Origin of the sequence: Mesorhizobium sp. J8, assembly GCF_016591715.1 — a bacterium.
Classification (GTDB): domain Bacteria; phylum Pseudomonadota; class Alphaproteobacteria; order Rhizobiales; family Rhizobiaceae; genus Mesorhizobium.
Map to the genome: position 1 here is coordinate 4038317 of NZ_AP024109.1, position 26593 is coordinate 4064909.

Genomic DNA, 26593 nt, shown 5'->3' on the forward strand with positions numbered 1-26593 from the left:
TCTTTGTGACGCAGGCGTGAATGGCCGTTAATGTTGCATTGCACAATTTGCATTGCTGCCATGCGCCAACGGCACTTTTAAACCGATACGATCCCACCTATTTTCCGTTCGTACACAAACGGAATGATCCGAACTAAAGACGAAACGAGCACTACCATGAACCTGATCCGCAACTACCGCAACTGGCGCCGCTACCGGGAAACCGTTTCCGAGCTGAGCCGCCTGTCGAACCGTGAACTGACCGACCTCGGCATCAGCCGCAGCGACATCCACTACGTCGCCCGCAAGGCGGTCTAATCCGCTTCGGACCGCAATGGTCCGAACCAGTTTTGAAGAGAGCAAGACAATGAACCTGATCCGCAGCTATCGTAACTGGCGCGTCTACCGCGACACCGTTGCTGAGTTGGGTCGGCTTTCGAACCGCCAGCTCCATGATCTCGGCATCGTTCGCGACGAGATCAAGATGGTCGCCCGCAAGGCGATCTAAGCAAGGAATTTCGCCAGGGTCGACCTCCTCCCCGACCCTGACGGATACGGCCAACCCTTACCTCCTCCCAAGGGTTGACCACCGAAACGGCGCCCGCCGGACCTCCTCCCCCGGCGGGCGTTGTTCAGAAGGGAACGAAGTTCGTCTTCCAAGCGAACGAAGTTCCTCTTCGAAGATTTCGCCCTTCTAAAAAGGCGAAAAGAATTTTTGCCATCAAAGGCGAAAGAGATTTCGTCAAAGCCGACCTCCTCCCCGGCGATGACGAATTAGGTCGATCTTCACCTCCTCCCGAGGGTCGACCCCCAAAACGACACCCGCCGGACCTCCTCCCCCGGCGGGTGTTGTTGTTTTTAGGGCTCGTCACCCGGCCAGCCATTTTACCGGCAATTGCAATCGCTTCGCCAAGCGATTATTCCGGCGCTCATGAGCAAAAATCCCGTACACGTCATCGGCGGCGGCCTCGCCGGCTCTGAAGCCGCATGGCAGATCGCGCAAGCCGGCGTTCCGGTCGTGCTGCATGAAATGCGCCCTGTGCGCGGCACCGATGCGCACAAGACCGACGGCCTGGCCGAGCTCGTCTGCTCAAACTCCTTCCGTTCCGACGACGCCGAAAACAACGCCGTCGGCCTGCTGCACGCCGAGATGCGGCTCGCCGGCTCGCTGATCATGAGCGCCGGCGATGCCAACCAGGTGCCCGCCGGCGGCGCGCTTGCCGTCGACCGCGACGGCTTTTCCGACGCGGTGACGGCGAAGATCGAAGCGCATCCGTTGATCACCATCCAACGCGAGGAAGTGCCGGGATTGCCGCCCGAGGAGTGGGACCAGGCCATCATCGCCACCGGCCCGCTGACGGCGCCCTCGCTGGCGCAATCGATCGCGGAAGCCACCGGCGCCGATGCGCTTGCCTTCTTCGACGCCATCGCGCCGATCGTGCATTTCGACACCATCGACATGAACACGGCTTGGTTCCAGTCGCGCTACGACAAGGTCGGGCCCGGCGGCACCGGCAAGGACTACATCAACTGTCCAATGGACAAGGAGCAATATCTGGCCTTCGTGGCAGCGCTGCTGGAGGGGCAAAAAACCGAGTTCAAGCAGTGGGAAGGCACGCCCTATTTCGACGGATGCCTGCCGATCGAGGTGATGGCCGAGCGCGGTGTGGAAACACTCCGCTACGGCCCGATGAAGCCGATGGGGCTGACCAACATCCACAATCCGTCCGTCAAGGCCTATGCGGTGGTGCAGCTTCGCCAGGACAATGCGCTGGGCACGCTCTACAACATGGTCGGTTTCCAGACCAAGCTGAGACATGCCGAGCAGGTGCGCATCTTCCGCACCATTCCCGGGCTCGAAAACGCGGATTTCGCGCGTCTCGGCGGCCTGCACCGCAACACCTACATCAACTCGCCGACGCTGCTCGACCCTTCGCTGCAGCTGAAGTCGCGGCCCGGCCTTCGCTTCGCCGGCCAGATCACCGGCTGCGAAGGCTATGTCGAAAGCGCGGCAATAGGCCTGCTCGCCGGCCGCTTCGCCGCCGCAGAACGGCTCGGCCAGGCGCCGTCGCTGCCGCCCTCGACCACCGCCTTCGGCGCGCTGCTCAACCACATCACCGGCGGCCATATCGTTTCCGACGACGAGCCGGGCAAACGCTCCTTCCAGCCGATGAACGTCAATTTCGGCCTGTTCCCGCCGGTGGAAGCGCCGAAAAGCGAGGGAAAACGCTTGCGCGGCAAGGACAAGACCGTCGCCAAGAGGCACGCCATCACCTCGCGCGCGCTGGCGGATTGTCGCCAGTGGCTGGGGCTGCCGGCGCGGGCCGAGGCGGCGGAGTAGCTGTGGCTGACGTCTCCAGGTTGCCTCAGCTTCTGCCGCCGGGTTTGCCGGAAAGTGAAGAACCCTTCGCGGGTGGCTACGGGATTCTCTGGAGCGTCTATATTCGCTGCAAGAGCCTCCAAAAATTGCGCGAGGTTCATATCCCAGCGCTCGAAGCGCTGATCGGCCAGCCACATGGCGGCAAAGGCTGGCTGTACGACAACGAACGCTACATCAAGAACCGGGACCGGAGCCTGAAGAGGATTATCGCCTTAAAGCGCCTCCCAGGCCCTTACACCGATCAGATCCTCGTCGATTTCATGAAGACGCTTTATTCGCTTTCTTCGTATTGGACAATTCAGGCCCGGCTGGACCCGTCGCACCCCCGCGGTGTGTATGTGTGCGCCAGCTTCAGATCCGAAACTGCGCCCTCAGAGACACCGGCAGTCGTCGACGCTATGGTTGAATTGGAGGCGAATTTCACAGACGCCATGGGCGGCGAATCCGGGCTGTATCTTGGCTCCGGTCAGCGTATCAGCTAGTGATATCCAACTATTCCGCCGGCTCGGCACTCGCCCCGGGCAATCCCGGCTTCCCCGCCTCTCCCGGATTCCTCCGCACATACGCCGCCTTCAGCGTCTCCGACGTATCGCGCGAGCCGTCATGGCTCCAGCCCGGCGGCTGGATGAGATAATTGAAGCGCTGCCCAAGCGTCAGCCCCGGCGCCAGCGCATCCTTGAACATGCCGATCCATTCGTGGAATGCCACTTTCAACGGGTTGAAGGTGCCAATGTTCTTGACGATCCCGTAGCGCGGCCGGTCTTCCTCCAGCTCCTCGACGAACGTGCCGAACATGCGGTCCCAGATGATCAGCGTGCCCGCGTAGTTGGCGTCGAGATAGCGTGGATTGGTGGCGTGGTGGACCCGGTGGTGCGAGGGCGTGTTGAAGACGAATTCGAACCAGCCCCACATCTTGCCGATCGTCTCGGTGTGGATCCAGAACTGCCAGACAAGGTTGAAGCCGAAGACGAAGGCGATGACCGCCGGATGGAAGCCTGCGAGCACCAGCGGCGCCTGCAGGATGAAGGTGAAGGTGAACAGGCCGGTCCAGCTCTGCCTCAGCGCCGTCGAGAGGTTGTAGTGCTGGCTGGAATGATGGTTGACATGCTCGGCCCACACCCATCGCACCCGGTGCGCGATGCGGTGATAGACGTAGTAGCGCAGGTCATCGAGCAGGAAGGCCGCGACGAACACCCAGATCGACAGGCCGAGATTGAAGAAGCGGAACTGCCAAAGCCAGAGCAGCGCCCAGTAGGACACGACGCCGAGCAGCAGGCCAGCAACGACATTGCCCGTTCCCATCATCAGGCTGGTCAGCGTGTCGCGCGTCTCGAACGATCCCCTGGCGCGGCCGGTGCGCACCAGCCAAAGCTCGATCAGGATCGCCGCGACGAAGAAGGGGATCGCAAGCTGGGTGACCTGCGGGAAATTATATTGATCCATCACGCCGCCTCCCGGATCCGATCGCGGTTCTGCAGCACTGCCGCCACCGCTCGCGCATCCGCTTCATTGGCAAAAGCAAACCGCCCACCTCTCCAGGTGAAATCGTTGAGCCGCAGCGAAACCGCCTTCCCTTCCCTGGCCAGCGCCAGAATGTCGTGCGGCGTGACGATGCGAGTCAAAAAACAGTCGCCGATGCTCTGGACGATGCCGCAACGCTGCGCGCCGAGATCTAGAAAAGCGGCATGGTTGTCGGCTGTCAGCCGGACGGTGCCCGGCCTTTCGTCGGGAAAATCCTCGGCAAAGCGTGCGAGCGCCTGATCCGCGCCGGCAAGCCTCGCGGTTGTCGTGCCGCCGGTGAAATGCACGGCCGCGACCGACAATGCGATGCCGAACACGACAAGAACGACCAGGACTGGCAGGCTCATGGAAAGGCGGCTCCTCCGGTGGCTCGCATTTCTTCGACACGAGTCCACGCAACGGAATCCCTAGCATGATTGACGTTTACGTCAAAGGGGCGTCCAGCCCCGCATCGCGTGACGCAAGAACAACCAGTGCCGGCGCAAGGTGGAGAGCCCTACCGTCCTGCTGAGCGCCGAACTGCCCGCGTTTTCGATCTTGTCGAGATAGGCGCGCGTCAGCGCCAGCGGCAGGAAGGCCGGCCGCAACGAAACGGGCAGCGCCGGCGCCCCCGTCTCGAAAGCGTTGAGATGCTCCCGCGCCAGCGCAATCATCGCCGCCACCGCGCGCTCCGCGGCAGGCCCGCCCTCGCCCTTGACGAACGCTTCCGGCGTCGTGCCGGCTGCCGCCAGGATGTCGGCGGGCACGAAACACTGGCCACGCCGACGATGCAGCGGCAGCAGAAGCAGCAGGCCGGTGACAGCCTGGGCACAGCCGGCCCGGCCCGCCAGTTCGGCAAAGCTGGGCGCGGCGGCTGGATCGAGCACCATGGCCGCGAGTTGGATCAGCGCCGAGGCCGTTTCGCCGCAATAGCCTTCGAGGTCGGTTCGCGATGGCATCGGATCGTCATAGAGATCGAAGATCCTCGCCTCGAGCATGTTCTCGAAAGCCGTTTTTGGCAGATGGTTGGCGGCGATCGTCGCACGCAGCGCATCGGCGCTCGGGTGGCCTGTTTCGGCATCCCCGTCGGCCGAAATGACGTCACGCCACCATTGCAGCCTGACCTCGCCCGGCAGCGGCTCGTGGATACGATCGCGCACGCTCGCGATTTCGGCGTTGAAGGCGTAGAGCGCGAACAGTGCGTCGCGCTTGTCGGCCGGCGCGTAGAGCGCCGACAGGTAGCGGTCATGGTCGGCGGCGCGCACAGCATCCATGACGATGTCGCCCGTGACGATGTTGGAAGCGGCAGCCATTCAATCGACGGCGATCAGCGCGGCAGCGACGGCGCGGTCTTCGGCGAGCAGCACATTGTAGGTCCGTACCGCAGCTCCCGTCGACATCGGGTCGGCGGAGATGCCCGCCTCCTTAAGCGCGGCGCGCAAAGCCGCCGGCAGCGGCCGCAAATCCTTGCCCATGCCGACCAGCAGGATCTCCACCTTGCCGGCCTCGGCGAACAGCTTGTCGAAATCGGCAGCCTTCAGCGCCAGCGGATCGGCGGGCTCCCAGCCATGGATGCCGGACGGCAGGACGAGCAGCGAGCCGCGATGCGACATGTCGGCGAAGCGGAAGCCGCCATTGCCATAGGCCTCGATCGGCGCCTTGCCGGGGAAATGCGCCTCGCGGATGATGATGCCTTTGGCCATGGGTCTAGAGCACGATGCCGAAAAGTGGGAAGCGGTCTTCGGACGCCATCATGCCCTGTCTCTTCGATTGGAGCCGGTAGATTCCAGGTCGACTCGACTTGGAATCTACCGGCGTTGATGGCGTCAGGTCGTCACGGCCTTGCCATTCACCGGCTTCTTCTCCTCCTCGGTCGCGGCCTGCGGCCGCAACCGGAACAAGATCAGCAGCGGCGCGGCGATGAAGATCGACGAGTAGGTGCCGAAGATCACACCGAACAGCATTGCCATCGTGAAGGAGCGGATCACCTCGCCGCCGAACAGCACCAGTGCGAGCAGCGCCAGGATGGTGGTGACCGAAGTCAACGTGGTTCTGGACAGCGTCTCGTTGATGGCGTTGTTCAACAGCTGCGGCAGCGGCATCTTCTTGTACCGTCGAAGATCCTCGCGGACGCGGTCATAGACCACGATCGTGTCGTTCAGCGAGTAGCCGATGATGGTCAGGATCGCCGCCAGCGACGACTGGTTGAACTCCAGCCCGGTCAGGACGAAGAAGCCGATCGTCATCACCACATCGTGCACCGTGGCGATGATCGCGCCGACCGCGAACTGCCATTCGAAGCGGAACCAGACATAAAGCAGGATGCCGACCAGCGCGATCAGCATGGCGATCGTGCCCTGCTTGGCAAGTTCGCCGGACACGGTCGGTCCCACCACTTCGACGCGGCGGAAATCATATTGATCCTGCAACTCGCCCCGCACCTTGTCGATGACGGTCTGCTCGGCATTCTCGCCGGCCTCCTGTGTGCCGACGCGGATCAGCACGTCGTTCGGAGCACCGAACTGCTGCACCTGGATCTCGCCGATATTGAGCTCCGACAGCCTCTTGCGAATGTCGCCGAGATCGGCGTCGCCCTTCTTGGACTGCACCTCGATCATCGAGCCGCCCTTGAAGTCGATGCCGTAATTGATGTCGATCGTCAGGAAGCCGATGACCGACAGGATCGACAGCAGGCTGGACAAAGCGAACGTCCAGCGGCGGATGCCCATGAACGGAATTTTTGTGCCTGGCGGAATGAAGGTGACCGGCGCGCGCGGCAGTTCCTTCGGGCGAGCGCGGCGCAGCCAGATCGACACCAGCATGCGGGTGAAGGTGAAAGCAGTGAAGACGGTGGTCAGGATGCCGATCGCGTAAGTGATGGCAAAACCCTTGACCGGGCCGGTGCCAAGGAAGAACAGCACCACGGTGGCGATCAGCGAGGTGACGTTGGAGTCGACGATCGTCGCCAGCGCCTTGGAGAAGCCTGTGTCGATCGACTGGATCACCGAGCGGCCTGCTCGCCGCTCCTCGCGAATGCGCTCGTAGATCAGGACGTTGGAGTCCACCGCCATGCCGATGGTGAGCACGATACCGGCGATACCAGGCAGGGTCAGCGTGGCGCCCAGCAGCGACAGCACGGCCACGATCATCGCCACGTGGACCGCGAGCGCGATGTTGGCGAGGAAGCCAAGGAAACCGTAGGCGACGAACATGAAGGCGACGACGAGGATCGAGCCGATCACGCCCGCCACCTTGCCGGCATGGATCGAGTCCTGGCCGAGGCCTGGACCGACGGTGCGCTCTTCAATGACTGTCAGCTTCGCCGGCAGCGCACCTGCACGCAGAAGCACCGCGAGATCGTTCGCGCTTTCGGCGGTGAAGTTGCCGGAAATCTGGCCGGAACCACCGAGAATTGGTTCACGAATTTGCGGGGCGGAAATGACCTGATTGTCGAGGATGATGGCAAAGCGCTTACCGACATTTGCAGCTGTCGCTTGGCCGAACCGGGTTGCTCCCCTCGAGTTGAAGGTGAATGAAACGACCGGCTCGTTGGTCCGGGAATCATACGTTGCCGAGGCCTTGGCAAGGTCTTCGCCTGAAACGAGAACGCGGTTTTCGATCAGGTAGGGAACCGGCGGATCGTCTTGCGAATAAAGGACAGATGATCCGCTTGGCGGCCGGTTCTTGATCGCATCCTGCACCGGCATCGACTCGTCGACCATCTGGAAGGTCAGCTTGGCCGTCTGGCCGATGATCTCTTTCAGCCTTTGCGGGTCCTGCAGACCCGGCACCTGGACAAGGATACGGTCGTCTCCCTGCCGCTGCACGATCGGCTCTGTGGTGCCCAATTCATTGACGCGACGTTCGACCACCTCGATGGACTGCGCCAGCGCGGACGAGGTGCGAAATTTTATGCCGGCATCGGTAACGGTGAATTTGAGTACGCCGGGTTCGGAATCATCCAGCGCCATCTCCTGGATGGAGCCGCCCGAGAACAGGCCAGCAGCGACAGGAGCCGTCAGCGGCTTCAAGGCGTTCTTGGCTGCGTCGACCTGGGTCGGATCCGTGATGCGAACCTGCACGGTTCGGCCAGTCCCACCCAGGCCGGTATATTGAATCTTGGCCTCGCGCAGCAGGGTCCGGATTTCGTCGCGCGCGGTTTCCAATTGCGCCTTGATCAGGTCGTTCTGGTCCATCTGGAGCAGGATGTGCGAACCGCCCTGAAGGTCGAGGCCGAGCGTCATCTGCCGCTTCGGCACCCAGCTCGGCAATTGCGCCAGCATGCTTGCCGGGAAAAGGTTGGGCGCGGCAAGGATCACTGTGATGGCCACGGCGAGCCAGATCAGGATCATCTTCAGGCGCGAGAAATAGAGCATTCGTTCTTATCCGTTCAGGCGTACAAGCGGCAGCGTTCCGCCCATCGAGAGTAGGATTACTTCTTGGCGTTCTGGTTCGCCACCGGCTCGCCCTTGACGCGCACGTCCGAGATCGTCGAGCGCAACGCCGTCACCTTGGTTCCGCCGCCAAGGTCGATCTCCAGTTCATTGTCGTCGATCACCTTGGTCACCTTGCCGACGAAGCCGCCGCCGGTCACCACCGTATCGCCGCGGCGCACCGCCGCCAGCATCTCCTGGCGCTTCTTCAGCTGAGCGCGCTGCGGCCGGATGATCAGAAAATACATGATCACGAAAATCAGGACAAACGGCAAAATGGAGATGAACATGTCTGGCGAAGCGCCGACGCCCTGGGCGTATGCCGGTGTAACGAACATCAAGAAACTCCTGGGTGGTGAAATTCCGCCGCGGCCGCCCCGCGAAAATTTGGCCGGAATATAGTCGGTAAACTTGCCAATGCAACTGCGCTGCCAGCCCAATCCGTTGCTTTTCCAGCCGTTTGCGGCGTGCTAGAGCGTCGCAGCGGAAGCCGCTTAGAGGCCGCCGAAAGATCATGCTCCAACAAAAGCTTGGACCTGGTTCTTGCAGCAATGTCATGGAAGCTGCTCCCACACGCTGAAAGACCGCAACAAAAAGACCCAAAATGACCGACAGCCTGGATGCCTTGAACAAGAAACTCGACCGCCTGATCGAAGCGGTCTCCCGCCTCGCCCCGCCGCCGGTTCCGCAGACCGACCTCGGCGTCGCCGACTGCTTCGTCTGGCAGGCGGACCCAGGCTTTCTGGAACCGGTGCGCAAGGTCAACCGCGTCGACATCGGCCTGATCCGCGGCGTCGACCGCGTTCGCGACATCCTGCTCGACAACACGGAGCGCTTCGCGTCCGGCTACGCGGCCAACAATGTGCTCTTGTGGGGCGCGCGCGGCATGGGCAAGTCCTCCCTGGTCAAGGCCGTGCATGCCACCGTCAACGCCTCCGACAAGCTCGACCGGCCGCTGAAGCTGATCGAGATCCACCGCGAGGACATCGACACGCTGCCCAAGCTGATGGGTCTCCTGAAGGCGGCGCCCTATCGGTTCATTCTGTTTTGCGACGACCTTTCCTTCGACCATGACGACACCTCCTACAAGTCGCTGAAGGCAGCGCTGGAAGGCGGCGTCGAGGGCCGGCCTACCAACGTTATCTTCTACGCCACATCCAACCGGCGGCATCTGTTGCCGCGCGACATGATCGATAATGAGCGCTCGACCGCGATCAATCCGTCGGAAGCGGTGGAGGAAAAAGTCTCCCTATCCGACCGTTTCGGCTTGTGGCTCGGCTTCCACAAATGCTCGCAGGACGAATATCTCGACATGATCGATGGCTATGTCCGATACCACGGCTTGACGATCGACCCCGAGCAGTTGCGCGCCGAAGCGCTGGAATGGGCAACGACGCGCGGCAGCCGTTCCGGCCGCGTCGCCTGGCAGTTCACGCAGGATCTCGCCGGCCGGCTGGGCAAGCCGCTGAGGGATTGAATGTCACATAATGCATGTCGCCCAGAAGTGTGCGGCGGTTCTGGGACAACGACATGCATCAAAACAACGATTTAAAGCGCGTCGCCTGAATCCGGTTCAGCGCGACGCGCTTTAGGCGGCCGCGCCCGTCGCAAGTCGCGCGGCGTCTGGCCGGTCTCGCGGCGCATCCAATGCGCCAGATGTGACTGGTGTGCGAAGCCCGTCAATGCTGCAACCTCGCTCGTGCTCAGATCGCCGCGCCGCAGCAGCACGCGCGCCCGTTCCACGCGGCGTCGCAACACGTAGCGATGCAAGGTGACGCCCATCGCCGCCTTGAACCAGGTGCGCAGATGCGAGCTGCTCGCGCCGGCAACCCGGCTCAGGCGATCGATCGAAAGCGGCTCGTGAAGCGCGGCTTCGACATGTTCGAGGACACGCTTGAGCTGGGCGTCCGACAACCGGTTCGCTCGAACCAGGTCCGGGCCATCGAGGCCGAGCAGCCTCACCGCAAGCGCGGCACCGATGCTCTCGGCGAACAAAGGGCCGCTCGATGCGCCTGCATCGAGATCGCTCTGCAATGCGCGGGCGAGGTGCTCGATGCGCTGGTCACGAAGCAGATGGCGGGTGTCGAACCGCGATGTCCGCGCCTTGCCGCCAAGTTCCGCAGCGACCCTTTCCATCAAGGCCGACGGCAAGACGATCTCCATCGTGTCGAACGGGGTTTCGGCCTCGAAACCGCCCTCCTCGCCGGCCGGCACCAGGTCGATGTCGCCGGCGCGCCTGACGAAATATCGCCCGGCCTGATTGCAGTAGGAACGGGTCGCCGCGCTCGCATGCACCATGATGCGATGGTGCGGCGCGCGGGGCAGCCGATGCACGCCTGCCTCGACATGCCGGGAAACCATCATGACGCCGGACGGGGCCGGAGCGAATTGCGAAAGCATGCTCTCTCGATTCATGGCGAAACCTGTTCAAGATTTGGCAATTCCCGCGCGATTTTCAACGCCGCGAACCTGTACTCCCGCCTCTCCTTCAAACATGAAAAGAGAGGTTGCCATGAGTTCGTATGTTGTTGTCGGCGCTGGCCCGGTTGGACGCGAGACCGCCCGGCTTCTTGGCGAAGACGGCCATGATGTCATCCTGACCAGCCGAAGCATCGGTTCGAACGCGTTGCGGAATGTGCGGTCGATACAGGCTGATGCCACGGACACCTCGGCGCTATCGCGTGTCTGCCGCGGCGCCGATGTCGTTTTCATGTGTGCCATGGCCACATATCATCGCTGGCCGACCGACTTTTTCCCCATAATTGACGGAACCGTGCGCGCCGCGGAAGCAGTGGGCGCCAAGCTCATCGTGCTTGGAAACCTCTATGGTTACGGCAAGAATGGCGACAACCCACTGCGGTCCGACATGCCGCTGGACCCGAATTCGAAGAAGGGAACCGCTAGGACGATCATGTGGCAGCGGGCAGTTCGCGCCAGCGTGCCGGCGATCGAAATACGATCCAGCGACTATCTCGGGCATGGCGCGATCAGCTACTTCTCGCTGATCGCCCTGCCCTCCATCATCGAGGACAAGCCCGTTGCCTTCATTGGCGACCTCGACGCCACCCATGCCTGGAGCTTCACCAAGGACGTCGCCAAGACACTCGTCGCGGCCTCCCGCTACACCGGCGAATGGGGACGGGCATTTCATGTCCCCTCCCAACACGCCTCGCCCAACGAGCTTATCCGCAAAACCGCGGCGATGCTCGGCCGGGATATTGCCGAGACGCACTCCTACTCCATCCCCGAGATGGAGGCGCTGGGCATGCATGAGCTGATCGAGATGAGATATCTCTTCGAGACCCCCTTGCTGGTGGATTCGTCCGACGCGGAGACGCTTCTGGGCGTGAAGGCCAGCAGCCTCGAGGAGATGATCGCCGACACGCTCCAGGATCATATTTGAGCCCGATCTCGGGCATCATTCGCAACGGAAAAAGCCCGCTCCTCGCGGAGCGGGCTGAAGACGGCGGGTCGGACTGGAGGTCAGGCGGCCCGCAATTGTTCTTGTTCTATTCGAGATAGCCTGACGGATCGACCGGGGCCGAGTTCTTGCGCACTTCAAAGTGCAGCTTGGGCGAGTCGGTGGTGCCGCTCATGCCGGACAGCGCAATCTCCTGGCCGCGCTTGACCTTCTGGCCGCGCTGCACCTCGATCGAGCTTGCATGGCCGTAAACGGTGACCAGGCCGTTCTCGTGCCGCACCAGCACGGTGTTGCCGAACTCCTTGAGGCCGTCGCCGGCATAGATGACGACGCCGTTCTCGGCCGCCTTGATCGGCGTTCCTTCCGGCACCGCGATGTCGACGCCGTCCTTGCCGGAACCGAAGCTGGAGATCACGCGACCGCGCACCGGCCAGCGCATCTTGCCGATGCCGGTCGCGTCGGGCGCCTCGGCATTGTCGTCCTCGGCCTGCTGGATGACCTTGGCGTCCTTCTTCGGCGGCGTGTAGGAGGCGAGCGTCTCGGTGGTCTTAGCCGGCGGCGGCGTCGTCGCCGTCGTCACCGGATCGACCGCCGGCTTGGCGGCAGCAGCGGCAGGCTTAGAGGCCGCCACGACCGTGCCTCCGGCCGGGACCTTGAGCGTCTGGCCGATCTTGAGCAGGCCGTCCTGCATGCCGTTGGCCTGCTTCAGCGCCGTGACGCTGACGCCGGTTTTCCTGGCGATCGAGGACAGCGAGTCGCCCTGCTGAACGGTGTAGGAGCCGCCGGCGCCGGCCGGCTTGGCCTCCGCCGTCTGCGGCGCGGGCTTCGGGTTCTTGGAACCAGCGGCCGCGGCTGACGTATCGACCTGCGCGGCCGACTTGCCGTCCTTGACCTTGGGCTGCTGCGGCAGCACTGCAACCTTCTCCGGAGCGGGCTGCTTCGGCGCGTTCGTCGGCTTGCCTTCGGCGACTTTCGGCTCCGCCTTGCTCGAATAGGCGTAGGCGGGAATGACGATCTTCTGGCCCGTCCTGATGCCCTTCTTGGGGTCGATCCCGTTGACCTTGGCGATGGCATCGGCCGGCACATGGTAGTGCGCCGCCAGGCCCGAAAGTGTCTCGCCGTCCCGCACCACGATTTCGGTCGCGTGCGGCGCAGCGCTTGCATTGCGAACGGCATCGGGCTCAGCAGTCTTGAACGGCTTGGCCTGAGTGACCGTGCCGGTGGCCGTCCTGTCGAGACGCGGTGCAGGAGCAAGCGCCGGAGCCGGCGCGAGGGCAGGAGCGGAAGCCGTACGCATAGGCTTTGCCGGCGCCGGCGCCGACGGAGGCGGCAGCTGCTGCGTCGTGACCGGCTCGAGGCTCGATCGGCTCACCGACTGGGTATGGGTGCCGTCGACCGGCGCCGGCGCGACCGTGTCGCCCGGGTAGGGCTGGTCGACATTCTGCTTGTTGATGATGGCGCGCTGATTGTTGGTGGATGATGTGAAGACGTCATCGACACCGTTGAAGCGCATCGACTGGGAACTGCACCCGGCCGCCGCGCCGGCAATCATCAGGACAGCGCAACCGCGCGCCAGATTGCGTCTGTTTGCCTTCAAGTAATTGAATTGCATCGCACTAACCCGCACAGACCCGGTACAAACTGGTCATGATTAAAGCGCGTTAATGTTACTGGCCGGTTAACCCGTTAGAATCCGGCGAAAATTTTCTTAAAACATTGGCGGAAATTTTGGTGAAGGCGCCAAGACCCGTTAGATCACCGCGGCGACGCTGCGCAGGATCGGCTGCAGCCTGACCATGCCGATGTCCTCGCGCTCGAACCGGCTGCCGACCTTGGTTAGCTTGGCCAGGACCTGTTCGCCCTCCTCCGGGCCGATCGGCGCGATGACGACGCCGCCGCTCGACAGCTGATCGAGCAGGAAGCGCGGCAGGCTGTCGAAGGCCGCCCAGGCGACGATGCGGTCGAACGGCCCTTCATTGGGCAGACCGTTCGAGCCATCGGCCTGTCGGACGATGACATTGCTGATGGCCAGCGCCTCGAAACGCTGCTTGGCCTGTTCGGTGAGCGTCTTGTAGCGGTCGATGGTGATGATGCGCGCCGCGAGCCTCGACATCACCGCTGCCGTATAGCCCGAGCCGGTGCCGATCTCGAGCACGCGGTTGCCCGGCTCGATATGAAGGGCCGCGATCACGGCGGCCTGCAGATCGGCGCCCTCGATCGCCTCGCCGCATTCGATCGGCAGCATGCCGTCCGACCAGGCCAGCGCGTGGAACTGCGCCGACAGGAAACCGCGCCGCGGCGTCGCCTCGAAGGCGGCGACCAGCGGTTTCGGCGCGGTGCCCCTGCCCCGCAGCCTGAGCAGGAAAGCGGCAAACCCTTCACGGTCGTCGATGCCCATGTTCATGCCAGAACCTTGTTCATGCCAAACCCGTGTTCATGACAGCGCCTTGGTCAGTTGGTCGCGCAGTTCATGGGCGGTGAGGTCGAGCTGCAGCGGCGTCACCGACACCAAACGGTTGCGCATAGCGTGAAGATCGGTGCCCTTCTTGCCTTCGACCGGCTCGCGGCCGAAGCGCAGCCAGTAATAAGGCAGGCCGCGCCCGTCGCGCCGCTCGTCGACCCAGAGGCTGTGCACCAGCTTGCCTTGCGAGGTGACGACGGTGCCTTCGACCTCGTCGGGCGCGCAGTTCGGAAAATTGACGTTGAGCAGCACGCCATCCGGCAGCGGCGTTTCCACCAGTCTCTTCAGCAGCGCCGGCGCCAGCGCCTCGGTCGTCTCGTAGGGAACGACACGATCCTCGCCGACATAGGAATAGGCCTGACTGACCGCGATCGAGCGCACGCCGAGCAGCGCGCCTTCCATGGCGCCCGCCACGGTCCCGGAATAGGTGACGTCGTCGGCGATGTTGGCGCCGGAATTGACGCCGGACAGGATCAGGTCCGGCGGTCCGGGCAGGATCTTCTTCGTGCCCATGATGACGCAGTCGGTCGGCGTGCCGCGCACGGCATAATGCTGCTCGCCGATCTTGCGCAGCCGGAGCGGCTCCGAGATCGACAGCGAATGCGCGTAGCCGGACTGGTCCTGCTCGGGCGCCACCACCCAGACATCGTCCGACAGCGTGCGCGCAATGCGTTCGAGCGACGCCAGTCCCTCGGCATGGATGCCGTCGTCATTGGTCAGGAGAATGCGCATCAAGTCACTTCGCTTCGATCTTGGCGAGACCACCCATGTAAGGCCGCAGCACTTCAGGAATGGTTACGCTGCCGTCCTCATTCTGGTAGTTTTCGATGACGGCAATAAGAGCGCGGCCGACCGCGGTGCCCGAGCCGTTCAACGTATGAACGAAGCGGTTGCCCTTGCCGTCCTTGTCCTTGTAGCGGGCATCCATGCGCCTGGCCTGGAAATCGCCGCAGACCGAGCAGGACGAGATTTCGCGATAGGCGTTCTGTCCCGGCAGCCAGACCTCGATGTCGTAGGTCTTGCGCGCGCCGAAACCCATGTCGCCGGTGCAGAGCGTGACGGTGCGGAACGGCAGGCCGAGCCGCTTCAGCACCTCCTCGGCGCATTGCGTCATGCGCTCATGCTCGGCCAGCGAGCTTTCCTGGTCGGTGATCGAAACCAGCTCGACCTTGTAGAACTGGTGCTGGCGCAGCATGCCGCGCGTGTCGCGGCCGGCCGAGCCTGCTTCCGAACGGAAGCACGGCGTCAACGCCGTGTAGCGCAATGGCAGTTTTTCGTGGGCAGTGATCTCCTCGCGCACGAGATTGGTGAGCGGCACCTCGGCGGTCGGGATCAGGCCGAGGCGACCATCGCCATGTGGCGTGAAGAACAGGTCTTCCTCGAATTTCGGCAGCTGGTTGGTGCCGAACAGCACCTCGTCGCGCACCATCAGCGGCGGGATGACCTCTTCATAACCGTGCTCGGTGGTGTGCAGGTCGAGCATGAACTGGCCGAGCGCGCGCTCCATGCGGGCAAGCTGGCTCTTCAGCACGGTGAAGCGCGCGCCGGACAACTTCGCCGCGCGCTCGAAATCCATCATGCCGAGGGCTTCGCCGATCTCGAAATGCTCCTTCACCCAGTTCGGGCGCGTCGGCACCTCGCCGACGATGCGCTTGACGACATTGTCGTGCTCGTCCTTGCCGACCGGCACGTCCTCCAGCGGCACGTTGGGCAGCACCGCCAGCGCGTCGTTCAGCGCCTTGTCCAGCTCACGCTCCCGCGCTTCGCCGTTCTGGATGAACGCCTTGATGTCGCTGACTTCGCCCTTGAGCTTCTCGGCAAGCGCTGAATCGCCCGAACGCATGGCGTTGCCGATTTCCTTCGAGGCGGCGTTGCGGCGCTCCTGCTTGACCTGCAATTCGCTAAGATGCGAACGCCGCGCCTCGTCCTTGGCGATCAGATCGTCGACCGTGGACTGCGCCTCGCCCGCCGACCACGAGCGCTTCACCAGCGCTTCGACAAGGGCCTTCGGGTTGTCGCGAATCCATTTGATGTCAAGCATGGTCGATCCTCAAAACAATGCAATGTCGCCCAGAAGTGTGCCGCGGTTCTGGGACAACGACATGCATGAAAACCAAGACTTAAAGCGCGTCGCTTGAATCCGTTTCAGCGCGACGCGCTTTAAGGATCGACGGCGTAAACCGCATCCGCCATCGATGCAAGACGGCGCTAAGCGCGCCGCCGCGATTTCCGACCAGAACGGCCCGGTTAAGTCGACGAGGCGTCCGGCGTGTTGCTGGCGACCGAGTTCCCCGCCTCCGCCTGTTCGCGCGCCAGGCGGTCGCGCGCCTGGCTGCGCTCGATCATGCGCGAGGACCAGATGGCGACCTCGTAGAGGATGATGGTCGGAATGGCGAGCCCGCATTGGCTCATCGGATCCGGCGGTGTCAGCACCGCGGCAACGACGAAGGACAGCACGATCGCCCATTTGCGCTTCTCGGCCAGCGCCTGTGACGACAACAGCCCGACGCGCGTCAAAAGGCTGGTCACCACCGGCAGCTGGAAAACCAGGCCGAAGGAGAAAATCAGCGTCATGATCAGGCTGAGATATTCCGAAACCTTCGGCAGCAGCGAAATCTGCACCTGGTCGTTGGTGCCGACCTGCTGCATGGCCAGGAAGAACCACATCACCATCGGCGTGAAGAAGAAATAGACCAGCGAGGCGCCCAACAGGAACAGGATGGGCGAAGCGATAAGGAACGGCAGGAAGGCGCTGCGCTCGTTCTTGTAGAGGCCGGGCGCGATGAATTTGTAGATCTGCGTGGCGATCAGCGGGAAGGCGATCACCATGCCGCCGAACATGGCGAGCTTCACCTGGGTGAAGAAGAACTCCTGCGGCGCGGTGTAGATCAGCTCGACCTTATGCGGGTCGAGGCCCGCCCACTGCGTCGCCCATTTGAAGGGGATGACCAGCAGGTTGAACAGCCGCTTGGCGAAGAAGAAGCAGACGAGAAAGGCGACGAAGAAGCCCCCCAGCGACCAGATCAGGCGGCGGCGCAGTTCGATGAGATGCTCGATCAGCGGCGCCGACGATTTCTCGATTTCTTCCCGCTCCTTGTCCGTTACGCTCACTTGGCGGCTCCCGCCGTCTTCTTGGTGTCAGTCGTCTTCTTGGCGGCCGGTTTCTTCGCCACGGCGGGCTTTGCCTCAGCCTTGGGCGCGGCCTTCCTGGCGGGCTCGGCAGCTTTAACCACAGCAGGCGCGGTCTTGGCCGGAGCCTTTGCGGCGGACCCCTTTGATGCCACCTTGGCCACTGTGCCGGTGGTCCTTGCCTTGGCGGGAGTCGCCTTTTTCACCGCTTGGGCCGGAACGGTGGTCTCCGAAACCGGTGCGGTGACGGAGGCATCGGTCATGACCGGAAAGATCGGGGCTGCCGCGGCAGCCTCGGCTCCGCCGACGCTGGGCATGTCCGTCGCGCCGTTCTTGAGCGGTTCGGCGGGCTGTGGCGTCGCTGCCGCCGGTGCCGTCGGATCGGCGGCCGGCTTCGGCTTCATCATCGTATCGACGCCGGCCCGCACATCGGCCGCGGCCTGCTCGAACGGATTGAGTTGCTTACGCACCTCGTTCATCGGATTGAGGCTGCGAAGACTGTCGATCGAGCTCTTCACGTCGTCGAGCTCGGCTTCCTTCAGCGCTTCGTTGAACTGCTTCTGGAAGTCGCCGGCCATGGCGCGCAATTTCGCCGCGGTGCGGCCGAAGGTGCGAAGCATATTGGGCAAATCCTTAGGCCCGACGACCACGATCATGACGACCGCGATCACCAGCAGCTCGCTCCAACCGACTTCGAACATGACAATCTATTCCGACATGTGCATGCCGCCCGCAGATGCGAAGCGGTTTCGGGGCAACGGCATGCTCAAAGCAACAACCGAAATCAGCTCTTGCTGACCTTTTCCTTGGCCGGCGAAACAGTCTCGTCAGCGCGATGCTCGACGGTACGCTTGTCGTCAACGTCGTCGTCGGCCATGCCCTTCTTGAAGCTCTTGATGCCCTTGGCCATGTCGCCCATCAGCTCGGGGATCTTGCCGCGGCCGAACACCAGAAGCACGATGACCAGCACGATCATCCAGTGCCAAATCGAAAACGAACCCATTGCAACTCTCTCTTCGAATGTTTTCCCTGGCGATGATCTATGCGTTTTCGCTCGGGGATTCAAACACAACCGCAATGAAGTTGATAAAATGGCTAGCGGATGTCACGCACTTTCGGCGTGAGCGCCTTGCTACGAATCCGCGCAGGCCTTGCTAATAAACCATCCGCGCCGGTTTTCGCGGTCACTCTTCCGTGACGCGCGGCGTCAGCAGCCCGAGTTCCTCGAGATCGATATCGGTCAGCGCGTCCTCGTCCTCGGCGAGCGCGTCCGGGTCGGCCGGCGGCACCGGCATCGAGAAGTTGGCCGGCATGCGCGTCGAGAGCAGGCCGGCACCCTTCAGCTCTTCCATGCCGGGCAGATCGCGGATTTCCTCCAGCGCGAAATGATCGAGGAAAGCATCGGTCGTGCCGTAGGTCACCGGCCGTCCGGGCGTGCGGCGGCGGCCGCGCATCCTGACCCATTCCGTTTCAAGCAGCGTGTCGAGCGTGCCTTTCGACGTTTCGACGCCTCTGATGTCTTCGATTTCGGCCCGCGTGACCGGCTGGTGGTAGGCGATGATCGCCAGCACTTCGAGCGCCGCGCGCGAGAGCTTGCGCTGCTGGACGGAATCCCGGCTCATCAGGAAAGCCAGGTCGCCCGCGGTGCGGAAGGCCCAGGCGTCGCCGACCCGCACCAGGTTGACGCCGCGTTTGGCATAGATTTCCTGCAGGTCCGCCATGGCGGCGGCGATGTTGACGCCCTCGGGCAAGCGCGCGGCAAGCTGCTTTTCGCTGACCGGCTCGGCGCTGGCGAAAACGATCGCCTCGGCCATGCGTACGGCTTCCGACAATTGCAGCCGCTCGGCGGGGTTTTCGATGGAACCCTGCTCGGCCATATCGTCTTCCGGCTCGTCCTCGACCTTGAACGGGATGACCGAAGCGTTGGCGCGTTCGCTCATGATACCACCTCGACTGCCCTTACCCCTTGCGCGCGACCGCGCAGATAGATCGGCGCGAACACCTGTTCCTGCCGCACTTCCAGTTTGCCCTCGCGCACCATTTCGAGCGTCGCCGCGAAGGAACTGGCGATCGCAGTGCGCTTTTCTTCCGGCGCCGCCAGATATTCGATCAGGAAGCTGTCGAGCGCGGTCCAGTCGCCAACCGAGCCGACCAGCCTGGCCAGCACCTCGCGCGCATCCTTCAGCGACCACACGGCGCGCCGGGCGATCGTCACATTGTTGATCGCCTGCCGCTGGCGCTGCTGCGCGTAGGCGGTGAGCAGGTCGTAGAGCGAAGCCGAAAAGCTGTTGCGCTTCTCGATGATGACCATTTCCGGCATGCCGCGCGCAAAGACGTCTCGGCCGAGCCGATTGCGGTTGACCAGCCGCGCCGCGGCGTCGCGCATGGCTTCCAGCCGCTTCAGCCGGAATTGCAGCACCGCCGCCAGTTCCTCGCCGCTTTCGCCCTCCTCGCCCGGCTGTTTCGGGATCAGGAGCTTCGACTTCAGGAAGGCGAGCCACGCCGCCATCACCAGATAATCGGCTGCAAGCTCCAGTCTCAGCGCCCGCACCTTCTCGATGAAGGCGAGATACTGCTCGGCAAGCGCCAGGATCGAAATGCGCGCCAGATCGACCTTCTGGTTGCGGGCAAGATGCAGGAGAAGATCGAGCGGGCCTTCGAAACCGGCCACGTCGACGACGAGCGAGGGATCGCCCGTCAGACGTGAATCATCGTTCTCGGCCCATAGACGGTCCATCGGTGCGGCCTTCGCGGCCTTGCCTTCCAATGTCTCCGCCACTTGCCTTTCGTCCCTTCCGGTTCAGGCCACCGCTTCGAAATAGGTGGCAAATTCCGCGCGTATCGCCATTTCGTCTGCGACGTCGCGATCGTTTATATAGGTCAGCGCCCGCTCCGCGCGTTGCAAGGACTTGCCCGACAGCGCCGTCGTGCGCGACGCGATACCCGACATCTCCTCGAAAACGCCGTTGCAGTGAAGGACGAGATCGCAGCCCGCCGCAAGGATCGAGGCCGCCTTTGTCGGGAAATCCCCAGAAAGTGCCTTCATCGAGGTGTCGTCGCTCATCAGCAGCCCGTCGAAGCCGATCTCGCCGCGGATCACCTGGTTGACGACCTTCGCGGACGTGGTCGCCGGATTGTCGGGATCGACGGCGCTGTAGACGACATGCGCGGTCATCGCCATCGGCAGCTCGTTCAACGCCTTGAACGGGGCGAAATCGTGCCGGCTGAGCTCATCGAGCGGCGTGTCGACCGTCGGCAGCGCGAAATGCGTGTCGGCAAAGGCCCGGCCATGGCCGGGAATATGCTTCATCACCGGCAGCACACCGCCCGACATCAACCCCTCGGCTGAGGCGCGGCCGAGCTCGATCACGGCGCTGGGCTCCTTGCCGTAGGCGCGCGCCCCGATCACGTCGCTCGCACCCTCGACCGGAACGTCGAGCACCGGCAGGCAGTCGGCCGTTATGCCGAGGCGCGAGAGATCGAAGGCATGCAGCCGCGCCATCAGCCAGGCGGCGCGGCGGCCGGCCTCACGATCGTCATGCCACAGCGCGCCGAGCGCGCCGCCGGCCGGATAGTTCGGCGCCAGCGGCGGCCGCAGGCGCTGCACCCGGCCGCCTTCCTGGTCGATGAAGACCGGAGCGTCGGGGCGGCCGACGCAGTCACGCATCGAGGCGACAAGGTCGCGGATCTGCGCGGCTTCGCCGATGTTGCGCGCAAACAGGATGAAGCCCCAGGGACGTTCATCCCGATAGAAGCGGATTTCGTCTTCGGTCAAGACTTTCCCGGCGCAGCCGAGGATCATGGATTTTGATTCGCTCATAAACGGAAGCTTAAGGCTTTGAGCAGGCAAAGGGAATCACCCCTGCCCTTCGACCGGCCAAAGCCCGCGGCCGTCCACAACGAAAAGCCGGCGCGGCCTTTCGGCGGCGCCGGCTTCGAAGGACTGGGTCGGTCAGCGCGATACGAAGCAGTTGCCGCCGGCCGCCTTGTAGCTGGTGCAAAGGTTGATCGCATCGTTGCGCGACTGGGCCGGGACGCGAACGCGGTAGAAGGTGCCCTTGCCCGCGACCTCGGCCTTGACGATGTTGGCGGTGCGCCCGGAGAGCACGCTGCCATAACGGCGCTGCAGGTCCTGATAGGTCGACTGCGCGCTTTCGACCGTCGGCTGCGAAGCGATCTGCATCGACCACGAGCCGCCGCCGGCGGCTGCCGCCGGATCGATGGAAGCGACCTGGTCCGGCTTGACCTCGCCGACGATATCGACCGGCTGGTCGGACGGGCGGGCCGGCGCCACCGGCACCGTCGCCGGCGTATTGCTCGACTGCGCCTTGACTTCAGCCTTCTTCGCGGGCTTTGCCGGCTTGACGGCAGGCGCATCTGCCTGGTCCGCATCGGAAGCCACGGTTCCCGTCTGCTGGCCGTCCGAGGCCGGCGCGACATGCTGCGGCGCCGGATCGCTCGGCTCGGCCGCCGCGACCTTCGGCGCGGCCGGGGCCGGATCCTCGCGCGGCACCAGCGAGCCGTCAGGCTTGACCATCATGGTCTTCACCTTGCGCGGCGCGACGGCCACAACGTCCTTGTTGGCGGTGTTTTCGGCATCCTGCTGCAACACCTGGGCGATGCGGTCTTCCGACTTCGGCGCCGGCGCGACCGACTGTGCGCTTGCCGGTGCGGCAGGTTGCGCGCTTTCGGGCACAGCGGCTTGTTCGACGCCGGGCAACGCCGAGCTTGAATTGTCGGCGGCATCAGTGCCGGCCGCGGCGCCGTTATCGTTGGGCGAAAGATCGACCACGCGGCTCTGCGGCGGCTCCTTCGAGGCCAGGTCCACCGGCTGCTCGGTGGTGTTCACCAGCTTCTGCTGCACCGGCTCGGCGGGCTTGGCCGCGCCGCCGCCCTTGGTCACCGCGTCGTAAACCTTGTTGTCCTGGTTCGGCACCACCGTGCCGCCCGGATTTTCCGGCTTCACCTTGATCGGCGAATTGTCGGCCTTGACGATCACCGGGGCCTCGCTGCTGCCCTTGCCGCCGAAGGAGAAGGCCAGAGCGCCAAGGCCGCCAAGGACCACGACGGCGCCGACGAGCGCGGCCACCATCATGCCACGCCGGCGCGGCTGTGCCGCCTCTCGCTCGGCAAGCCCGGGGATCGCCATCGCTTCCTCGAGCTCAGGGTCGTAGTCGAGCTCTTCGCTGGCGAAGTCGTCCTGCTGCGAAACCGGCCGGCTGCCGGGCAGGTCGTCCGCGTCGTAATCATTGGCGACGGCGAACGAAGCCTGGGCAGGCGGAGCCGCCTGAGTCTCGGCGCGCAAGTCGCGACGGTTATAGCCGTTGAAACCGGCATTGTAGGATTCGTCGTCATAGCCGCGGTTCGGCACGGGCGCCGACGCGATCTCCGTCGCGTTCATATCGGTAAGCAGGCTGGCGAATTCCGCATCGAGATCGTCGTAAGCGGGCGCGGCGGGCTGGTCTTCCTCGAAGCTGAGCTCCGGAATGTCGAGGTCGTCCGCGAGAGCGACCACGCGCTCGGGAACATCGACGGTCTCCACATCCGGCACGTCCTCATGCCGGCGAGCCTGGGACGGTGACGTCGGCTTGGCGTAGGCGGAATAGTCCGGTGCCGGTTCGCTGCGGTAGGCAGGCGCCGCCATCTGGACAGGCGCCGAGGGCGCTGCCTGCACCGGCGCCGAGGGCGCCGGCTGAGCGGCAAACGAAGCCTGAACCGGGGGAGCCGAGGTCGGGGTCGAACGGCTCCACGACCTGGCTGGTTCCGCGGGCATCGAATGCATCCAATCGGAAGAATCCGCCGGAGATCTCGTCGTAGCGGCGGCGGCCTGCTCGGCCTCGATGCTTTTGGCGAAGGCTGCACCGAAATCGTCATCGAAATCATCGGCCTCGGCCCCGGCCGGGGCCGCAAAATCCTGACGATCGAGCTCGCTGGCCAGCAGGTCGTCCAGGTCGCTCTCGACCGGCTGAGCGCCCTGCCCGTTCTGCGCCGGTTGGTGCTCGTCGAGATCCCAGTCGAGATCGTCGGCTGCCGACTTCCCGCTCGCGTGGCCCTCAGGTTCCGCAACCAGGCGTGGGGCGGGAGCAGGCTCCTTGAGCGTCGGCATCGGCCGCGCGGTCATGGCGCCGAGCAGCGCGTTGAGCTCGTCTTCCAGGCTGCGCTCGCTCGCGGCCGGCTTTGCCGGCTCGACGGCGGCGACCGGCGGTTCCGGAGCAGCGATGGCGGGAGCCGGCTCAACCGCAGCCGGTTGCACCGAGGCAACGGGCTCGACAGCCGGAGCTTGCGGCTCCTCGTTCAGCGCATCGCGGAAGCTGAGTTCGAAATCGTCCTCGAGAGTCAGCGCGGCGGCAGGTTCGGGCGCGGTGAACTCCGGCTCGGCGGCAAAGCGGGTCGTCTCAACTTCCGCCTCAACCATTGGCGCGGGTTCGTCGTCAAGCGACAGCGCCGGCTCCTGAAGACCCAGATCCTGCTCGGCATTGCTATCGGCATCGCTCACCGACTGGTCGAAATGACCGGAGAAATCATCCTCGGAAATCAACGCGGCGGCATGAGCTTCGACCGGCTCGACGGCCGGCGCGTGCTGCTCCGGCTCGTGGCCCTCAAACGACAGCTCGTCTTCGAGCGACATCTGGACCGCATTGTCGAAATCGGCGTCGAACGCCTCCTCGCCCGCAGCCTGCACGGCTTCGACGGCTTCCTGCCGGGCGTCGGCCGGCTGGTGATAATCGAGGTCGGCGGGCTCGTGATGGTCGAGCTGGAAATCCTGGTCCAGCGAAGCCGCCATTTCCTGATCGATCGGAAGCTCGTCTTCGAGCGGCGAGACATCCAACGCACTGGCGACCGCCTTGTCGAAATCATCGTCGAAAGCGGCTTCCGGCTCGGGAGCTTCTTGCGGTTCAGGCGCAAAATGCGGCTCTGATGCGAAATGCGCCTCTGACGCGACTTCAGGCTCCGACACCACGTGGGGTTCCGCCGCGAAATCCGGCTCCGGGGCGCGAGCCACGGCGAAGTCGGCATGATCCGCCGCGTCGTCGAACACGAAATCCTGTTCGAAGGAGGCGATAAACTCGTCGTCATTCGCGGGGACGCTGGCAGCCTCGAAGGCCGGCACATGGCTGATCTGGTGCAGGGCGGCCTGCTGGGTGACCGGCGCGCTTTCCTCGACGGAATCGAACTCGCCCATCAACTCCTTCTCGAGGTCGATGTCGAAATCGTCAGCCGCAGGAGCCTGATTGGCCGGCATGGCCTTCTCGACCGCCGGGGCCGCCTGCCTCACCGGCTGGCGCGGGTCGAAACCCATGATCCGGGTCAGTTCCGCGAACGGATCATCGTCGGCGATGTCGTTGTGGTCGGCTACTTTCAGCGGGGTTCTGTCTGCCATTATTGTTCCCGAACTCGCACACAGTCGGACGCCATGGACGTCGCGCAGGGTTGGCCCTTACCAGCGCAATGTGGGCAAAAGGTGACAGGTTTTTTAGTCAAACCTAACGCATTTCAGTGGGCGCGTCTGCCCCGATCAGCGTCAGGCCGGAGGTCAAGACATCCGAAACAGCCTGCACCAGCCCTAGTCTGGCATAGGTTGATTCTCGGTCGTTAACCTTAACAAAACGTAAGTCCTGATTGTCATGGCCGCGATTCCACTGCGCATGGAAGCCGGAAGCGAGATCGTAGAGGTAGAATGCAAGCCGGTGCGGCTCCAGTGAAAGCGCCGCGGACTCGATCAGCCGCGGGTATTCAGCCAGCTTCCGGATCAGCGCGATTTCGCCTTCATCGGTCAGCGCGGCCACCGAGGCCGCGAGCCGGTTGCGGTCGAAATTTGCCTCGCCAAGCTGCTCGCTCGCCTGCCTGAAGACCGAATGGCAGCGCGCCGAAGCGTACTGGACGTAGAACACCGGATTGTCCTTCGACTGCTCCGTGACCTTGGCGAAGTCGAAATCGAGCGGCGCGTCGTTCTTGCGGTAAAGCATCATGAAGCGGATCGGGTCGCGGCCGACCTCCTCCACGACCTCGCGCAGAGTGATGAAATCGCCGGACCGCTTCGACATCCGGACCGGTTCGCCGTCGCGGAACAATTTTACGAGCTGGCAAAGCAGCACGGTCAGCTTGACCGTATCGCCGGCCACCGCCCGCGCCAGCGCCTCGAGCCGCTTCACATAGCCGCCATGATCGGCGCCGAGCACATAGATGAGATCGACGAAGCCGCGCTCGACCTTGTCCTTGAGATAAGCGACGTCGGCGGCGAAATAGGTGAACGAGCCGTCGGACTTGACCAGCGCCCTATCCATGTCGTCGCCGACCGCGGTCGAGCGGAACAAAGTCTGCTCGCGGTCCTCCCAATCGTCCGGCTTCTCGCCTTTCGGCGGCGGCAGCGTGCCCTTGTAGATATGCCCTTTCAGCGTCAGGTCGGCGATCGCCGCCCGGATCTTCCTGGCGTTGTCGGCATGCAGCGTCCGCTCGGAGAAGAACACGTCGTGATGCACGTTGAGCAGCGCCAGATCCTCGCGGATCATCGCCATCATCGCGTCGACGGTGCGGTCCTTGACGATCGCCAGCGCCTCGTCTTCCGGCATCTCCAGCAGGCCGAGGCCGAACTCCTCGGCCAGCGCCTTGCCGACGGGGACCAGATAGTCGCCCGGATAAAGCCCGGGCGGGATCTCGCCGATGGCTTCGCCAAGCGCCTCGCGGTAGCGCAGGAACGCCGAGCGGCCGAGCACGTCGATCTGCGAGCCGGCGTCGTTGATGACATATTCCTTGGTCACGTCGTAGCCGGCGAAGGCCATCAGATTGGCAAGCGTGTCGCCGACCACGGCGCCGCGGCAATGGCCGACATGCATGGGGCCGGTCGGGTTGGCCGAGACATATTCGACATTGGCCTTGCGGCCGCCGCCGATGGTCGAGCGGCCATAATTACGTCCTTCGCCGAGCAGCGCCGACAGATGCGCATGCCAGAACGCGTCCTTGAGCCTGAGATTGACGAAGCCGGGCCCAGCGATCTCAGCCGAGGCGATATCGGCGTCGCCCCGCAGCGCTTCGGCGAGTTTCTCGGCAAGCGCGCGCGGGTTCTGGCCGGTGGGCTTGGCCAACACCATCGCCGCATTGGTGGCGAGGTCGCCATGGCTGGCGTCGCGCGGCGGCTCGACCGCGATACGCGACAGGTCGAGCGCGGCCCCTTCCTTGTCCTTCAGGTCAAGGGCTTCGACGGCCTTTACGATCCGCGCGTTGAAATCGGCGAAGATATTCATTGGAAGTGCTCTGGGCTTTAAGAGGCGACCGGCCCAACGGCCGGCAAA

Annotated in this window: 25 protein-coding genes; 6 read left to right on the top strand and 19 right to left on the bottom strand. The window is 63.8% G+C overall.

Annotation, left to right across the window (positions count from 1 at the left end; genetic code table 11):
* Window positions 1-156 precede the first annotated feature (156 nt).
* The 4 genes from MJ8_RS19445 (at window position 157) to MJ8_RS19460 (ending at window position 2841) form a co-directional block, all read left to right on the top strand.
* A complete protein-coding gene (locus tag MJ8_RS19445; protein ID WP_071031999.1) occupies window positions 157-297 on the top strand; it encodes a DUF1127 domain-containing protein in 141 nt (46 codons plus the stop codon).
* A 49-nt stretch (window positions 298-346) separates the two neighbouring features.
* Window positions 347-487: a DUF1127 domain-containing protein gene (locus MJ8_RS19450; protein ID WP_071031998.1), complete on the top strand. Its 141-nt coding sequence runs from the start codon at window positions 347-349 to the stop codon at window positions 485-487.
* Window positions 488-910: 423 nt separating this feature from the next.
* Complete coding sequence (gene trmFO / locus MJ8_RS19455) at window positions 911-2320, top strand: methylenetetrahydrofolate--tRNA-(uracil(54)-C(5))-methyltransferase (FADH(2)-oxidizing) TrmFO (RefSeq protein WP_201410406.1); 1410 nt, start codon at window positions 911-913, stop codon at window positions 2318-2320.
* A 2-nt stretch (window positions 2321-2322) separates the two neighbouring features.
* Window positions 2323-2841 carry a hypothetical protein gene (locus MJ8_RS19460; RefSeq protein WP_201410407.1) on the top strand — a complete coding sequence of 173 codons (519 nt, stop codon included), beginning with the start codon at window positions 2323-2325 and terminating at the stop codon, window positions 2839-2841.
* 10 nt (window positions 2842-2851) lie between these two features.
* On the opposite strand, the gene MJ8_RS19465 is transcribed toward MJ8_RS19460, so the two are convergent.
* From MJ8_RS19465 to yajC, 6 genes are all read right to left on the bottom strand, one after another.
* Complete coding sequence (locus MJ8_RS19465) at window positions 2852-3802, bottom strand: sterol desaturase family protein (RefSeq protein WP_201410408.1); 951 nt, start codon at window positions 3800-3802, stop codon at window positions 2852-2854.
* Window positions 3802-4227 (bottom strand): hypothetical protein, encoded by a 426-nt coding sequence (locus MJ8_RS19470; RefSeq protein WP_201410409.1) that lies wholly within the window; start codon window positions 4225-4227, stop codon window positions 3802-3804. The genes MJ8_RS19465 and MJ8_RS19470 overlap by 1 nt, the downstream gene beginning before the upstream one ends.
* A gap of 81 nt (window positions 4228-4308) precedes the next feature.
* Window positions 4309-5172 carry a phytoene/squalene synthase family protein gene (locus MJ8_RS19475; RefSeq protein WP_225247962.1) on the bottom strand — a complete coding sequence of 288 codons (864 nt, stop codon included), beginning with the start codon at window positions 5170-5172 and terminating at the stop codon, window positions 4309-4311.
* On the bottom strand, window positions 5173-5562 hold the full coding sequence (locus tag MJ8_RS19480) for an Mth938-like domain-containing protein (RefSeq protein ID WP_201410410.1): 390 nt from the start codon (window positions 5560-5562) through the stop codon (window positions 5173-5175).
* Window positions 5563-5685: 123 nt separating this feature from the next.
* The gene (gene secDF, locus MJ8_RS19485; protein WP_201410411.1) at window positions 5686-8235 is read right to left on the bottom strand and encodes a protein translocase subunit SecDF; all 2550 of its coding nucleotides are present in this window, start codon (window positions 8233-8235) and stop codon (window positions 5686-5688) included.
* A 56-nt stretch (window positions 8236-8291) separates the two neighbouring features.
* Window positions 8292-8630: a preprotein translocase subunit YajC gene (gene yajC / locus MJ8_RS19490; protein WP_201410412.1), complete on the bottom strand. Its 339-nt coding sequence runs from the start codon at window positions 8628-8630 to the stop codon at window positions 8292-8294.
* A 266-nt stretch (window positions 8631-8896) separates the two neighbouring features.
* Between yajC and MJ8_RS19495 the strand changes: the two genes are divergently transcribed.
* Window positions 8897-9769, top strand: coding sequence for an ATP-binding protein (locus tag MJ8_RS19495; protein ID WP_201410413.1), 873 nt, complete (start codon window positions 8897-8899; stop codon window positions 9767-9769).
* A gap of 71 nt (window positions 9770-9840) precedes the next feature.
* Here MJ8_RS19495 and MJ8_RS19500 read toward each other — a convergent pair whose 3' ends face one another.
* Window positions 9841-10692 carry an AraC family transcriptional regulator gene (locus MJ8_RS19500; protein ID WP_225247963.1) on the bottom strand — a complete coding sequence of 284 codons (852 nt, stop codon included), beginning with the start codon at window positions 10690-10692 and terminating at the stop codon, window positions 9841-9843.
* A gap of 112 nt (window positions 10693-10804) precedes the next feature.
* Between MJ8_RS19500 and MJ8_RS19505 the strand changes: the two genes are divergently transcribed.
* The gene (locus tag MJ8_RS19505) at window positions 10805-11695 is read left to right on the top strand and encodes an NAD-dependent epimerase/dehydratase family protein (RefSeq protein WP_201415496.1); all 891 of its coding nucleotides are present in this window, start codon (window positions 10805-10807) and stop codon (window positions 11693-11695) included.
* 106 nt (window positions 11696-11801) lie between these two features.
* Here MJ8_RS19505 and MJ8_RS19510 read toward each other — a convergent pair whose 3' ends face one another.
* The 12 genes from MJ8_RS19510 to argS all read right to left on the bottom strand — a co-directional run bounded on the left by MJ8_RS19510 (window position 11802) and on the right by argS (window position 26545).
* Window positions 11802-13325 (bottom strand): LysM peptidoglycan-binding domain-containing M23 family metallopeptidase, encoded by a 1524-nt coding sequence (locus MJ8_RS19510; RefSeq protein ID WP_201410415.1) that lies wholly within the window; start codon window positions 13323-13325, stop codon window positions 11802-11804.
* A 138-nt stretch (window positions 13326-13463) separates the two neighbouring features.
* Window positions 13464-14117 carry a protein-L-isoaspartate(D-aspartate) O-methyltransferase gene (locus MJ8_RS19515; RefSeq protein ID WP_201410416.1) on the bottom strand — a complete coding sequence of 218 codons (654 nt, stop codon included), beginning with the start codon at window positions 14115-14117 and terminating at the stop codon, window positions 13464-13466.
* 30 nt (window positions 14118-14147) lie between these two features.
* Window positions 14148-14906 carry a 5'/3'-nucleotidase SurE gene (gene surE, locus MJ8_RS19520; RefSeq protein WP_201410417.1) on the bottom strand — a complete coding sequence of 253 codons (759 nt, stop codon included), beginning with the start codon at window positions 14904-14906 and terminating at the stop codon, window positions 14148-14150.
* 4 nt (window positions 14907-14910) lie between these two features.
* Window positions 14911-16215 carry a serine--tRNA ligase gene (gene serS / locus MJ8_RS19525; protein ID WP_201410418.1) on the bottom strand — a complete coding sequence of 435 codons (1305 nt, stop codon included), beginning with the start codon at window positions 16213-16215 and terminating at the stop codon, window positions 14911-14913.
* Window positions 16216-16421: 206 nt separating this feature from the next.
* Window positions 16422-17285, bottom strand: coding sequence for a twin-arginine translocase subunit TatC (tatC, locus tag MJ8_RS19530; RefSeq protein WP_201410419.1), 864 nt, complete (start codon window positions 17283-17285; stop codon window positions 16422-16424).
* On the bottom strand, window positions 17282-18004 hold the full coding sequence (gene tatB / locus MJ8_RS19535) for a Sec-independent protein translocase protein TatB (RefSeq protein ID WP_201410420.1): 723 nt from the start codon (window positions 18002-18004) through the stop codon (window positions 17282-17284). Before tatB ends, tatC begins: the two co-directional genes overlap by 4 nt.
* 83 nt (window positions 18005-18087) lie before the next feature.
* Window positions 18088-18306 carry a twin-arginine translocase TatA/TatE family subunit gene (locus MJ8_RS19540; protein ID WP_040981649.1) on the bottom strand — a complete coding sequence of 73 codons (219 nt, stop codon included), beginning with the start codon at window positions 18304-18306 and terminating at the stop codon, window positions 18088-18090.
* A 181-nt stretch (window positions 18307-18487) separates the two neighbouring features.
* Window positions 18488-19243: an SMC-Scp complex subunit ScpB gene (gene scpB / locus MJ8_RS19545; RefSeq protein ID WP_201410421.1), complete on the bottom strand. Its 756-nt coding sequence runs from the start codon at window positions 19241-19243 to the stop codon at window positions 18488-18490.
* Window positions 19240-20040 carry a segregation and condensation protein A gene (locus MJ8_RS19550; RefSeq protein ID WP_052457727.1) on the bottom strand — a complete coding sequence of 267 codons (801 nt, stop codon included), beginning with the start codon at window positions 20038-20040 and terminating at the stop codon, window positions 19240-19242. The genes scpB and MJ8_RS19550 overlap by 4 nt, the downstream gene beginning before the upstream one ends.
* 63 nt (window positions 20041-20103) lie before the next feature.
* A complete protein-coding gene (gene nagZ, locus MJ8_RS19555; RefSeq protein WP_201410422.1) occupies window positions 20104-21123 on the bottom strand; it encodes a beta-N-acetylhexosaminidase in 1020 nt (339 codons plus the stop codon).
* Between the two features lie 132 nt (window positions 21124-21255).
* Entirely contained in the window at window positions 21256-24684 is a 3429-nt protein-coding gene (locus MJ8_RS19560) for an SPOR domain-containing protein (protein ID WP_201410423.1), read from the bottom strand.
* Window positions 24685-24787: 103 nt separating this feature from the next.
* Entirely contained in the window at window positions 24788-26545 is a 1758-nt protein-coding gene (gene argS, locus MJ8_RS19565) for an arginine--tRNA ligase (RefSeq protein WP_201410424.1), read from the bottom strand.
* Window positions 26546-26593: the final 48 nt, after the last annotated feature.

Coding starts and splice junctions, on each gene's coding strand:
- MJ8_RS19445 (WP_071031999.1), top strand. CDS start 157: ATGAACCTGATCCGCAACTACCGCAACTGGCGCCGCTACCGGGAAACC.
- MJ8_RS19450 (WP_071031998.1), top strand. CDS start 347: ATGAACCTGATCCGCAGCTATCGTAACTGGCGCGTCTACCGCGACACC.
- trmFO (WP_201410406.1), top strand. CDS start 911: ATGAGCAAAAATCCCGTACACGTCATCGGCGGCGGCCTCGCCGGCTCT.
- MJ8_RS19465 (WP_201410408.1), bottom strand. CDS start 3,802: ATGGATCAATATAATTTCCCGCAGGTCACCCAGCTTGCGATCCCCTTC.
- MJ8_RS19470 (WP_201410409.1), bottom strand. CDS start 4,227: ATGAGCCTGCCAGTCCTGGTCGTTCTTGTCGTGTTCGGCATCGCATTG.
- MJ8_RS19475 (WP_225247962.1), bottom strand. CDS start 5,172: ATGGCTGCCGCTTCCAACATCGTCACGGGCGACATCGTCATGGATGCT.
- MJ8_RS19480 (WP_201410410.1), bottom strand. CDS start 5,562: ATGGCCAAAGGCATCATCATCCGCGAGGCGCATTTCCCCGGCAAGGCG.
- secDF (WP_201410411.1), bottom strand. CDS start 8,235: ATGCTCTATTTCTCGCGCCTGAAGATGATCCTGATCTGGCTCGCCGTG.
- yajC (WP_201410412.1), bottom strand. CDS start 8,630: ATGTTCGTTACACCGGCATACGCCCAGGGCGTCGGCGCTTCGCCAGAC.
- MJ8_RS19495 (WP_201410413.1), top strand. CDS start 8,897: ATGACCGACAGCCTGGATGCCTTGAACAAGAAACTCGACCGCCTGATC.
- MJ8_RS19500 (WP_225247963.1), bottom strand. CDS start 10,692: ATGCTTTCGCAATTCGCTCCGGCCCCGTCCGGCGTCATGATGGTTTCC.
- MJ8_RS19505 (WP_201415496.1), top strand. CDS start 10,805: ATGAGTTCGTATGTTGTTGTCGGCGCTGGCCCGGTTGGACGCGAGACC.
- MJ8_RS19510 (WP_201410415.1), bottom strand. CDS start 13,325: ATGCAATTCAATTACTTGAAGGCAAACAGACGCAATCTGGCGCGCGGT.
- MJ8_RS19515 (WP_201410416.1), bottom strand. CDS start 14,117: ATGAACATGGGCATCGACGACCGTGAAGGGTTTGCCGCTTTCCTGCTC.
- surE (WP_201410417.1), bottom strand. CDS start 14,906: ATGCGCATTCTCCTGACCAATGACGACGGCATCCATGCCGAGGGACTG.
- serS (WP_201410418.1), bottom strand. CDS start 16,215: ATGCTTGACATCAAATGGATTCGCGACAACCCGAAGGCCCTTGTCGAA.
- tatB (WP_201410420.1), bottom strand. CDS start 18,004: ATGTTCGAAGTCGGTTGGAGCGAGCTGCTGGTGATCGCGGTCGTCATG.
- MJ8_RS19540 (WP_040981649.1), bottom strand. CDS start 18,306: ATGGGTTCGTTTTCGATTTGGCACTGGATGATCGTGCTGGTCATCGTG.
- scpB (WP_201410421.1), bottom strand. CDS start 19,243: ATGAGCGAACGCGCCAACGCTTCGGTCATCCCGTTCAAGGTCGAGGAC.
- MJ8_RS19550 (WP_052457727.1), bottom strand. CDS start 20,040: ATGGACCGTCTATGGGCCGAGAACGATGATTCACGTCTGACGGGCGAT.
- nagZ (WP_201410422.1), bottom strand. CDS start 21,123: ATGAGCGAATCAAAATCCATGATCCTCGGCTGCGCCGGGAAAGTCTTG.
- MJ8_RS19560 (WP_201410423.1), bottom strand. CDS start 24,684: ATGGCAGACAGAACCCCGCTGAAAGTAGCCGACCACAACGACATCGCC.
- argS (WP_201410424.1), bottom strand. CDS start 26,545: ATGAATATCTTCGCCGATTTCAACGCGCGGATCGTAAAGGCCGTCGAA.